The organism is uncultured Flavobacterium sp. (assembly GCF_951805225.1).
GTDB lineage: Bacteria > Bacteroidota > Bacteroidia > Flavobacteriales > Flavobacteriaceae > Flavobacterium.
Genome location: NZ_OX638201.1, coordinates 5,822,667 through 5,834,655, shown reverse-complemented (window position 1 = coordinate 5,834,655; position 11,989 = coordinate 5,822,667). Strand labels below are relative to the sequence as shown.

Below are 11,989 nucleotides of genomic sequence, written 5' to 3'. Positions count from 1 at the left end.
GAAAACCTTACAGGATATCTCAATTGAAACTTTAACTTAAGAAATAAAGACTTCTAAAACATAAGCATAACCGTCTAACATATAATTAGTTATATCTGCAGGTAATAAAACGGTATCTCCTTTCTCATATTTATAAATTTCATTCTCATATCTAATTCCAAAAGAACCTTCAATACACATATAAACCGTAAATGTTTCGCCGTTTCTACTTACATCAATTGTTCCGTCAAGCGGAATAAAATTCGTTGTAAAATAAGGACAATCAACCACAACATTTGATTGATTTTGAATCGTTTCGTACTTTTTATGTGTATCTACTTTATTATAATTAATTGCATCAAGTGCCAAATCTACATGCAATTCTCGTTTATTTCCCTGAGCATCTACTCTATCAAAATCATACAAACGATACGTAATATCCGATGTTTGCTGAATCTCGGCAACGACCAATCCCGCTCCAATCGCATGAACCGTTCCTGTTTCCAGAAAAAATACATCTCCGGCTTTGGCTTTTACATCGTCCAAAATCGAAACCAATGTATTATTGTTTAGATTTTCCAGATATTCTTCTTTGCTTGAATCTTCTTTAAAACCTACAATAATTCTTGCGTCAGCGTCGGCTTGCATTACATACCACATTTCGGTTTTACCAAAAGAATTATGACGTTCTTTTGCCAATTTATCATTTGGATGAACCTGTATTGATAAATCTTCACGAGCATCAAGATATTTAAACAATAGCGGAAACTGATTCCCAAATCGTTCGTAAAGTTTCGTTCCTAAAATTGCTTTTGGAGATTTTTCAATTAATTCTGTTAATGATTTTCCTTTTAATTTACCATTCGCAACAACGCTTACATCTCCTTCTACAGTAGATAATTCCCAACTTTCTCCTGTAATTTTCGAAACGATTGGTTTATTAAGAACTGTATTTAATTTTTCTCCGCCCCAAATTCTCTCTTTCAAAATTGGTTCAAATTGCAAAGGATAATTCTTTATGCTCATTTTTATGTTTTTTAAATTAATATCTATTTTTTTGCCGCAAACTACACAAATCCTCACTAATTCATTTTAGCAAATCTTGTTTAAAATTACGCAAAAAGATGGCACGCGGATGACACGGATTTCCTTGCGGAAAGACGCTGATAAAAACGGATTTTTTTCTTCTAGTATTTGAAAAAAATCCGTGTTTTCGCGATAGCGAATCCGTGTCATCCGCGTACAATTTTTTACTTTACAGAAATAGCAACTCCTCCGCTTGACGCAAGTTTTTGTTTCAACTTAGTTTTACTATTTACGCTTATTTTTCGAATAGTATAAGATTTCGGATTAGTTTTATAATCGGCTGTTTTTCCGTCTTCGTAAATCGTTGCAATATAAGATTTCCCTTTTGGAAGAAAACTAAAATCAATTGTCGCAATACGTGCATTTTCATCCGTTATTCCACCCACAAACCATTCTTCTTTTCCTTTTGTTTTTCTGGCGATTGTGATATAATCTCCAGGTTCAGCTTCAAGAATATAGGTTTCGTCCCAATCGAGCGCAACATCTTTTATAAACTGAAATGCATCATTAAAACGCATATAATTTTCCGGTAAATCAGCAGCCATTTGCAACGGACTATACATCGTAACATAAAGCGCCAATTGTTTGACAAGCGTTGTACTCAGCTTATTTTTCTTAGATCCGTAAACCGATAAATCTCCCTGAAAAATTCCCGGCGTATAATCCATCGGACCGCCCATTAATCTTGTAAAAGGCAAAATTGTAGTGTGATCTGGATGAATTCCTTCCATCGATTCAAACTCAGTTCCTCGCGCCGATTCTTGCGCAAACCAGTTTGGATATGTGCGATGTAAACCCGTAGGACGAACGGCTTCATGCGAATCTACCATGATTTTATGCTTCGCCGCTTCTTTGGCTACATACGTATAATGATTCACCATTTGTTGTCCGTCATGATGTTCTCCTCTTGGAATAATTGGCCCAACATAACCCGTTTTTACAGCATTATAATTGTTATCAACCATAAAATTTAAAGCATCATTTAATTGTCGCTCATATTCCGCAGTTGAAGATGTCGTTTCATGATGCATGATAATTTTTACGTTCTTTTTTGCAGCATAATCACTTAAATCTTTTACATCAAAATCCGGATATGCTTTGGTAAAACTATAAATTCGTTCTTTCTTAAAAGCCGTATTATCCTCCCAACCTTCATTCCATCCTTCTACCAAAACGGCATTAAAACCATTTGTAGCTGCAAAATCTATATATTCTTTTACATGTTTTGTATTTGCTCCGTGCGTATTATTGGGTTTTAATTTAGAGAAATCTGTCTGATCAATAACAACATCCTGATTATCTGAATATGCCCAAGTCGAACCTCCGCCAGTAAAATATTCCCACCAAACACCAATATATTTAACGGGTTTTATCCATGAAGTATCTTCAAAATTGCAAGGTTCATTTAGGTTCAAAATCATTTTTGAAGCCAGAATATTTCTTGCATCATCGCTCACAACAATCGTTCGCCAAGGCGTAAAACTTCCCGTTTGAATATATCCTTTATTCCCAACAGCGTCAGGAACAAGATGTGAACTCAGCGAAAAAGTTTTATCATCAACATTCAAACACATTGCCGGATAATTTTTCAAAGCCGCTTCATGAATATTAATATAAAGTCCTTCGTTTGTCTTCATCATCAAAGGCGTTTGTGTCGCCAGATTTTTAATCGTAGTTTGTGCTGCAAGCGAAACATGAGTTGCATTATAAACCAGAGATTGCATCTCAGATATTTTAGACGTTGTATAACTATATTCGTTAGTATCATAATCTCCCGGAATCCAGAAAAGTTTATGATCTCCCGTTAAATTAAACTCCGTTGTTTCTTCCTGAATTATAAAATGGCGCAAATTATCCTGCACGGGAAATTCATATCTAAAACCTAAACCATCATTAAACAAGCGGAAATAAATCGAAATCTTTCGCTTGCTTTTATTCTGAACAAGATCAGCTTTCAATTCATTATATTGATTTCTAATTTCTTTTTGTTCTCCTAAAACCGGTTTCCAAGTACTATTTTCGGATTGAAATTTTGTATCTGTAATCTGGAAATCTTTATTGAATATAATATCCGATTTCAGAATAAAACCTAATTTACTTTCTTTGATTACTTCTTTATTCTTAAAACTTAAAGTATAAATTGGCGTTCCGGCTTCATTTAATTTGAATCTCAAAACCAGATTTCCATCCGGAGATTTTAATTCCTGAGCATTTAGGAAAGCATTAGAAATAACAAAAAGACAGATAAGGAATATATTTTTCATAAATGAAGGTGGTTTCAAGAATTGCTAAATCGATTTAGCAAACATAATAAATTTTATGAAACGGATTTCCTTAAAGAAAAAAAATGTGTAATTATGACATTACCAAGAAAGTATTCTTTACAATTATTACCTTAAAAAAACTCAAATACACAATATATTTTAGACCATTTTCCTAATTAAACTACATCCAAATACAATTATAAATATCTATATTAGTCCTTAAAATTAAAACTTATATATAATGAAGAAATTCTACTCAAGCACCTACAATTTTTGGATAATATCAAGAATAGCTTTCATACTTCTTGGCTTTGTAGAACTTCTGAGAGTCGTTTTTATTGATAAGATTTCGCTTTTCCATGTCTTCCTTTCTATATATGTCATTTCATTTTTTGTGATTTTCTACAAAGAAATTACCAAATCAACTCCATCTAAAATCTTGAAATATAGCATTGGAACTCTCACCATTCTTATCGGTTTTTATTTTGCCTATTTAAAATTCATACAGCCAAAAGCTTCGTGGGGATTAGAAAAATATCAATTTGATTATTGGCAGATTATTATATATGGTTTTTCAATCTGGGTTATACTTCTTGGCTTTTTTGAGTTTTTTACATTCCATAAAAATGAATCAGAAAAGTAGTTTATATCCAATCTTATAGAAATTTCTCTAACTATTTTCAACTAACAGATATTCAGCATGTTATTAAAATAACCCCAAATTTGTGAATATCTATTTCAATATTTAAGAGTTTTTTTTCCTGTAAAATCTATCTTTGGCATCCTTAAAAATTAAAGAAGATGAGCGCAACTTGGTACGAATGCAAAGTAAAATATAGAAAGACGGACGAAACCGGAGGACAAAAAGTTCTAACAGAACCTTATTTGGTAGATGCATTATCTTATACCGAAGCCGAAAAAAGAATTAATGAAGAGATGGCAGCTTATATCAGTGAAGAATTTAAAATCACGAATATAAAAGTGGCTAATTATGCCGAAATTCATCCTTTTGAAAATGCAGATCGTTGGTTTAAATCAAAAGTAACTTTGATGGCTTACGACGAAGAAAGCGGTAAAGAAAGAAAATCGAATATGTATCTTTTGGTTCAGGCAAATGATGTGAGAGAAGCTTATGACAATACGCTTCACGTGATGCAAACTACGATGGGAGAATATTCAATTCCTGCTGTTTCTGAATCTCCAATTATGGATGTTTTCCCTTATTTCAGCGGTGAAGAAGGAGAAACAGAACAATTAGAAAGATTCAATGCATTGAAAGCTTCAAAACCTGCACAACCTGCACAACCTGCAGTAGAAACGATCGATCACATGGAATTTGAAACTGCTTTAGAAGAGTAACTATTCTATGAAAACTCCAAAATCCTCAGACGATTTAATCAAAGAAATTTTTCTTTGCGTTGATCTAACGGAGAAATTAGGAGATTTGAGACTCAGACAACTTATGAAGTTATTGCCAAAAGTATCTGATGAAATAATTCTGGAAAGTGTTATTAAAGTTTTTAATAATAAGGATAGAAACGAAACTTTATATGTTGATCAATTGTATGCAGGAAAAATTCTAACTAATGTCAATCCTAAATCGGACATAGATTTGAAATCGATTCTAAACGAAATATTAGAAAACTGGAATACAAAGTATAAGAGATATGCCTTTTTGGCTTTTCAATAATTATAAAAAAGAGGATTTAAACAATGAGCTTTTATCAATTTTAGATGATTCTTTTGAATCTAATGAAAGACGAGATAAAGCAGAGACAATGATGTGGTGGATTAAATCAATGTAGAAATAAATTATACAAAACAAAGCTTCAGAGAAATCTGGAGCTTTTTTATTTTATATCATTTCTTAAAACTTTCATTTCTTACAAAACCAAAATAAATTATATATTAGCTATACATTTTTAGGACTGATACAAAATCATTTAGACTAAAAAAAACACAACCAAAACTTACCAAACCAAATCTCGATGACTAAGAAATCTCTAATTTTAATTGGGTTTATAATTTTAAAATTCGTCTTGCAATACGTTCTTATAAGTCCTGAATATGATTTGCAACGCGATGAATATCTTCATCTTGATCAGGCACATCATTTGGCTTGGGGTTATTTATCAGTTCCGCCGGTTACATCCTGGTTTTCTTACCTTATATATCAACTTGGAAATTCGGTTTTTTGGGTAAAATTCATTCCTGCTCTTTTTGGTGCATTGACACTTTTTATTGTTTGGAAAACTATTGAAGTTCTTAAAGGAAATCTCTATGCGCTGATTTTGGGCGCAACTTGCATTTTGCTTTCGTCTTTATTGCGAATCAACATGTTATATCAGCCAAATTCGCTGGATGTTTTATGTTGGACAGGATTTTATTATGTCATTATCCAATACTTTATTACCGAAAAAACAAAATGGCTTTATATTGGAGCAATAGTCTTTGCTTTTGGCTTTTTGAATAAATACAATATTCTTTTTCTCTTACTCGGACTTTTGCCTGCGCTTTTACTTTCTAAACAAAGACAAGTTTTAGCCAAAAAAGACCTTTATCTGGCATTACTTTTAGGATTATTATTGATTCTTCCGAATCTTTTATGGCAATACAACAATCAATTTCCTATCGTACATCATATGAAGGAATTGGCAGAAACACAACTTGTCAATGTTGATCGCATTGGATTCTTAAAAGATCAATTACTGTTTTTTATTGGCGCCTTTTTTGTTATTCTTGCCGGATTATATGCCTTATTATTTTATAAGGCTTTCGCCGAATTTAAATTCTTTTTTACCAGTATTGTTTTCACGCTTCTGATTTTTATTTATTTCAAAGCCAAAGCTTATTATGCAATTGGTCTCTATCCTATTTATATTGCTTTTGGAGCTGTTTTTCTATCCGATATTTTAAAAACGGGTTGGAAACGATTTCTGCAACCTGTATTTATCATTATTCCGCTTTTGTTTTTTATTCCGATGTACAATTTGGCTTTCCCAAATAAAAGTCCTGAGTATATTGTAAAACATCCTGAGAAATACAAAAAATTAGATATGCTTCGTTGGGAAGATGGAAAAGATCACGCTTTGCCACAAGATTTTGCCGATATGTTGGGATGGAAAGAACTTGCCCGCAAAACCGATTCTGTTTATGCGACGCTTCCAAATCAAGATAAAACACTTGTTTTATGCGACAATTACGGACAAGCCGGAGCGATTAATTATTATACAAAAAAAGGGATCAAAGCGGTTTCTTTTAATGCCGATTATGTGAATTGGTTTAATCTCGATATTACCTACAAAAACCTCATCAGAGTTAAGGATTACGAAGAAGAAAGTGACGAATTAAAAGAGACAAGTCCTTTCTTTAAGAATGCAAAAATTTCAAGTGAAATCACCAATCAATACGCACGCGAATACGGAACGACAATCTATGTTTTTACTGATGCAAAAGTCAATATCAAAAAAAGACTTGAAAGCGAAATAAAATCGACAAAAGACTATAGTAAATAAAAATGACCGACTTTACTTCTATCGAATATTTAAAAACCGGAAACCAAAAACAGATTCACGCGTTTGAGGTTTTGTCTCAAAATAAGGTTTTAATCAATTTAGCCGAATTCGATCCTATTTTGGTTGGCACAATTCCAATTAATATTGATATCGAAAATAGTGATCTCGACATTATCTGTTACTGGAAAAACAAAACTGATTTTATAACAAAACTGAATATTCTTTTTGGGAATGAAAATGATTTCCAAATTAGAGAAACATATATTGATAATCAGGAAACTGTTATTGCCAACTTTAAAATAAACGATTTTGAAATTGAAGTTTTTGGTCAGAACATTCCAACCAAAAATCAAAATGGTTACAAACACATGATTATCGAATATGAAATTCTGAAAGCAAAAGATGAAAACTTTAGATTAGAAATCATCAAACTCAAACAAAACAGCTACAAAACCGAACCTGCTTTTGCTTATTTATTAGGTTTAAATGGAGATCCTTATTCGGAATTATTAAAATATCAAATTTAACGCTTCCATAACAAAAAGATAAACAACTACTGCTTAATCGATTACAAATTAAAAAAGTTATTTCGAAAATAATTCAAAAAAACCTTTGCATAATCGTATATACTGTGTATCTTTGCACCCGAAACATCGCGGGATAGAGCAGTAGGCAGCTCGTCGGGCTCATAACCCGAAGGTCACAGGTTCGAGTCCTGTTCCCGCTACTAAGACAAAGCTTCAGAGAAATCTGGAGCTTTTTTCGTTTATAATTACTTTTTTAAAATAAAATGACTTTATCTTTAATTCTAAAATTTCCATAATTAAAGTTATAAAGGCTTTCTATTGTAATTTTAATTAACAAAATCACATAACATCAAGTAATGAAAAAAAGAACAGTAGAAGAAATAGTAAACGAAAGTATAAATTACCAAGGATCTTTTCCTGATTTAAATATTATTATAAACGCCATAAACGAGGGACACGAGCTAAATTCTAGATTAGTAACCTATTTACTTTATAGTTTCATAAAAGAAGATGACGATCTAATAAAAGTTATTGACTTAATGATTGAAAACAATTATGAGTTTGATAAATTCATTGTTTTTGAACTAGCAATAAACGGCTTCTTCAAAACTATGGAACATTTCAAAAAAATGGGTTTTGATTTGAATATAAAAAATGAAAAAAATGAAAATGCTTTATTTTACGTTATCCAAAATGGGGTTGCTAAAAATAATTATATTGATTTCCTAAGAACAGAAGATTTTATTGCAACAACTGTGGACAATTGTATAAGACTTGGAATTGATGAAAAAGTAATTAATACAGCAGGAAGAAATCTCCTTCATATTAGTTTATTAACATGGTGTCCAGATATATACTTTGATATTTTGCTTAAACTTGATCTTGATATTAATCAAATCGACAATAATGGCTGGACACCTTTTCACCTAGTATGCGCATATTATCCTGAGGACAAATTATACAAGACTTTTTTGCAAAATGGAGCTGATAAATCAATAATGACAAAAAATAGAATTACAGATTTTGAAGAAATGTTTAACCTTGAACCAACACCTGAAATCTGTTCTGCATATGATCTTCGACTATACCATCTTGACTCGATTTTAAGTGACCTTAAAAAAGGATCTGATGATTATAATTACAATCGAAATGAAATCGAAATTTATTTAAAACCTGATTGAGTATAACTAATCACATTATAAAAATCATTCATAAAATGGTTGTATGTTTGAATGCTTCCAACTTCACTATCTGAAAAAGGAGGTGTTTTTTTTATTTTCAATTTTAAGTTTTCGCGATCATATCCACCATGACAAACTACTAAGACAAAGCTTCAGAGAAATCTGGAGCTTTTTTATTTTAAAATCTAGCTATCGGAATCATATCCGCCGCGGCAAATACTCAAATATATTGTAGCAAGTGTTAGCGGTAGTTATTTCATTAGCAATTTATATTTTATTTTAGCATCATTGTCTTCTGGCTCTTTTTCAATGTATAACTTTAGATATTCAATGGCTTGTTTTTTTTGACCTGAAAACCTATATGCCTCACTTATATAATAATAGCCATAGGTTGAGTTTGGAAAAAGGTGATTATTTAACTTAAATAAATCTATTGCCTGCTTAGTCTTTTTTTCGAACAATAACTTACAACCATATCTTTCGATAAGACTTTCTCTTAATGAATATTTATTTAAATTTTGTTCTATTTCCTTTATCCCAGCTTCATAACCTTTATTACATACTATCTTAATTATATCTTTAGTGTAAAAAAAGTTGTCAATTGATGGTGTTGAACCCACTAATTGTTTTTTAATTAGATTACTCGCTTCCCAATAATTTTCGACTTCTCCATTTGTTAGAATAACAACAGTATAGCCCAAATCCGAATAAATCATTAGTTCATCAGCAATACCATCATGCCCACCAGTATGTCCAATGATCCGATGTCCGTTTATTGTATCTTCCATAAAGCCATATCCATACATTCCATCTCTAAATTTCACCCTTCCAGAAGTATAAATAGCCGTATTTTCTTTGCTAAGTAAACGATTGTTTTGTAAAGCATTAGCGAAACTCAACAAATCGTCAACTGTTGAATAACCGCCGCCAGCAGGAGTTCCTTTTGCTAAATTTGAGTAGATATTATTTTTCCATTGCCCTGGTTCTTCCAATGACATTGTATAGCCTGTAGCTAAATTTGGAATAGCATTATCCAATTCGTAAGCATCAGTATTAATCATTTTTGCAGGTTTATAGATATATTCTTTTACGAAATCAAAATAATTTTGACCCGACACCTTTTCAATGATTAATCCTAAAACCATGTATCCGGAATTGCTATACAAGAAGTCACTACCTGGAGCAAAGGCTAGTTTTTTATTAACAAATAATGGAAGATAATCAGAAACTGTTTTGAATTTTTCTTTTGCAACTTTGTCATATTCCTCCCAAAAACTATTCATTCCTGAAGTGTGCGTTAATAATTGATGAATTGTTACAGAGTCGGCAACAGTTTTATTAGGGTAATCCAAAAGATATTTGCCTACTTTATCTTGAAGCGAAATTTTGCCAGATTCTACCAATTGCATAATAGCCATTCCTGTGAACATCTTGTTTATAGAAGCTAAGTTGAACTTCGTGTCCGGTTTATTTTTAATACTGTCCGGTAAATTAGCAAAACCAAATGCTTCTCTATATATTGGTTTTCCATTTTTTGCAATAAGAACGACTCCACTTAAGTTGTTTTCTTTTTCAAGATTTTTTAATTGGGATCTTATCGGATAAACTATACTTTCTAAATTTTGTGATTGGACTACGATAGGCTGTAAAAGAGCTATGAAGAAGATAGTGGTAATAAAATATATTTGACGGGTTGTCATATGGGTATCATTTTATGATTAAGTGACAAAAGTACTTTCATCATAAAAGGAAAAATTGTACATATGTAAACCTAACTATAAAAACAACCAGTGAATTTGTTTTTTTTCCAGCGCAGTCGTTTTTTTAAAAAAAGACTTAGGAGAGAACCCAGTCAATGATTTGAATTCTCTTATCATATGGGACTGGTCAAAATAATCAACACAATATGCAATATCTGTTAAGTTGTTTCTTGCTTTATTTGATGAGTATTTATTAACTGCATTTCTAAATCTTAGTATCTTTTTGAATTGAGAAGGTGTTTTGCAGATGTGTCTGCCAAAGTGTTTGTTTAATGTTGTACGTGAAATAGCATTTTTTTTGCATAGTTCTGTGATTGTTAAAGCTGCATTTTCTTCACAAATAATTTCAGACAAAATAGTTTCAAGGAAATCATGCTGAAACCCTATTAATTTGGATAACCAATAACTTTCTAAAGCTTGAATTTTTTCGGTATCATTTTGCAACGAAAGAATTTCAATCATAGCTTTTCTATAATCTTTAAAAGGTAAAAATTCAGAAAAGTTTGAACTGTTGTAATGATTTAATTCATGCTCCAAAAATGAATTAATAGCTAACGGCTTAAAATAGATCGTAATTTCGTTTATTTTACCTTCGTATTGAACGTAGACTGGCTTGTTGAAATTAGATACCAAATTTGTTTCAATCTTATTGTCATCGCATTGCCCAATTATTAATTTATCTCCTTTATTAATAGTTTTTGATTTTTCGCTTATTGATACAATAGTAAAAATAGATGGAAAGGTTATGTATTTGGCGGGTTTTTCTTCAGATGTATGTGTGAGTATATAAATACACTCTATGTATTTTTTAAGTAAAGGATTTGAAGGGGAATAAACTTTTATTTTCATAGGTTGCAATTGGAAGTTAGAGCCTAATGCCTAAAATTGGATTCACTTGCTATCAACGAGATTTTTAATTTGATTGATACTTTTTAGCATTTATGTGAGGGCTATACAAACAAAAAGAAGAGAAAAAGCTAACATACATATTCTAAAATATTGTAATAATCGAAGATAATCTGGTTAGATATTTGAATACTTCCCGCTACTAAGACAAAGCTTCAGATAAATCTGGAGCTTATTTTTTGAGAAAACATTCTCATTTTTTCATTTCAAGATGTTTCTTAGAAAAGTATCAAATAGAGAATTATTCTAAGTTCATTTTCTTTTAAACGCAAAACCTTTTATTAAACTTCCATCTGAAGCCATATAATAATATATTAATCTGTTATCTGTTATTTTCACACAATGCATTTCATTTTCTAAATGATTCACAGGATTAATTAATGAATAATATTTTCCTTTTTTTGAAATTATTTGCACTTCTTTCTTAGCCTCATAATTTTTGTAGTTTTTCCATTCTCTCTTATTCGGCAATCTATAATCATATCTTGTCATTATCGAATCTGAAGAAATATGAATTTCAACCACACTATAGCTATAAATTGTACTATAATTGTGTGATCTTCCAAAGTAGATTTTTTCTTTCGATTGGGTATTCAAATTAAAAATCGAAAAAAGAATTGAGATTATTAAATACATTGTACTCGAGGTTGTTTGTAACAGTAATTAAATAAGTTTTTTTTAAATTAATTTTGTGTCATCAGCTTACTTCTATTTCAAACTAATATATGAAATGTTTCTATTAAAATTTATTAAGTCTTTTGAAATAAAAAT

General features: G+C 31.1%; 11 protein-coding genes and 1 tRNA gene. 7 read left to right on the top strand and 5 right to left on the bottom strand.

The genetic code is table 11. The features are described from left to right. Positions 1 to 36: 36 nt before the first annotated feature. Positions 37 to 1,005, bottom strand: a complete 969-nt coding sequence (locus tag WN975_RS24375; RefSeq protein ID WP_337968741.1) for a mannose-6-phosphate isomerase — start codon at positions 1,003 to 1,005, stop codon at positions 37 to 39. Between the two features lie 224 nt (positions 1,006 to 1,229). Next, on the bottom strand, positions 1,230 to 3,329 hold the full coding sequence (locus WN975_RS24370; RefSeq protein ID WP_337968740.1) for a glycoside hydrolase family 97 protein: 2,100 nt from the start codon (positions 3,327 to 3,329) through the stop codon (positions 1,230 to 1,232). Positions 3,330 to 3,570: 241 nt separating this feature from the next. Here WN975_RS24370 and WN975_RS24365 point away from each other — a divergent pair, with 241 nt between their 5' ends. The 7 genes from WN975_RS24365 (at position 3,571) to WN975_RS24335 (ending at position 8,552) form a co-directional block, all read left to right on the top strand. Next, positions 3,571 to 3,972 (top strand): hypothetical protein, encoded by a 402-nt coding sequence (locus WN975_RS24365; protein ID WP_337968739.1) that lies wholly within the window; start codon positions 3,571 to 3,573, stop codon positions 3,970 to 3,972. 158 nt (positions 3,973 to 4,130) lie between these two features. Then, positions 4,131 to 4,688 carry a DUF4494 domain-containing protein gene (locus WN975_RS24360; protein WP_337968738.1) on the top strand — a complete coding sequence of 186 codons (558 nt, stop codon included), beginning with the start codon at positions 4,131 to 4,133 and terminating at the stop codon, positions 4,686 to 4,688. Positions 4,689 to 4,695: 7 nt separating this feature from the next. Further along, entirely contained in the window at positions 4,696 to 5,019 is a 324-nt protein-coding gene (locus tag WN975_RS24355; protein WP_337968737.1) for a hypothetical protein, read from the top strand. 298 nt (positions 5,020 to 5,317) lie between these two features. After that, positions 5,318 to 6,844 (top strand): glycosyltransferase family 39 protein, encoded by a 1,527-nt coding sequence (locus tag WN975_RS24350; protein ID WP_337968736.1) that lies wholly within the window; start codon positions 5,318 to 5,320, stop codon positions 6,842 to 6,844. A 2-nt stretch (positions 6,845 to 6,846) separates the two neighbouring features. Further along, positions 6,847 to 7,371 carry a DUF4269 domain-containing protein gene (locus tag WN975_RS24345; protein WP_337968735.1) on the top strand — a complete coding sequence of 175 codons (525 nt, stop codon included), beginning with the start codon at positions 6,847 to 6,849 and terminating at the stop codon, positions 7,369 to 7,371. A 127-nt stretch (positions 7,372 to 7,498) separates the two neighbouring features. Beyond that, a tRNA-Met gene (locus WN975_RS24340) sits at positions 7,499 to 7,571 on the top strand. 156 nt (positions 7,572 to 7,727) lie between these two features. Further along, entirely contained in the window at positions 7,728 to 8,552 is an 825-nt protein-coding gene (locus WN975_RS24335) for a hypothetical protein (protein WP_337968734.1), read from the top strand. 251 nt (positions 8,553 to 8,803) lie between these two features. On the opposite strand, the gene WN975_RS24330 is transcribed toward WN975_RS24335, so the two are convergent. The 3 genes from WN975_RS24330 to WN975_RS24320 form a co-directional block, all read right to left on the bottom strand. Beyond that, positions 8,804 to 10,252, bottom strand: coding sequence for a serine hydrolase domain-containing protein (locus WN975_RS24330; protein WP_337968733.1), 1,449 nt, complete (start codon positions 10,250 to 10,252; stop codon positions 8,804 to 8,806). Positions 10,253 to 10,327: 75 nt separating this feature from the next. Beyond that, complete coding sequence (locus WN975_RS24325) at positions 10,328 to 11,161, bottom strand: AraC family transcriptional regulator (RefSeq protein ID WP_337968732.1); 834 nt, start codon at positions 11,159 to 11,161, stop codon at positions 10,328 to 10,330. Between the two features lie 309 nt (positions 11,162 to 11,470). After that, positions 11,471 to 11,854: a hypothetical protein gene (locus WN975_RS24320; RefSeq protein ID WP_337968731.1), complete on the bottom strand. Its 384-nt coding sequence runs from the start codon at positions 11,852 to 11,854 to the stop codon at positions 11,471 to 11,473. Between the last annotated feature and the right edge of the window lie 135 nt (positions 11,855 to 11,989).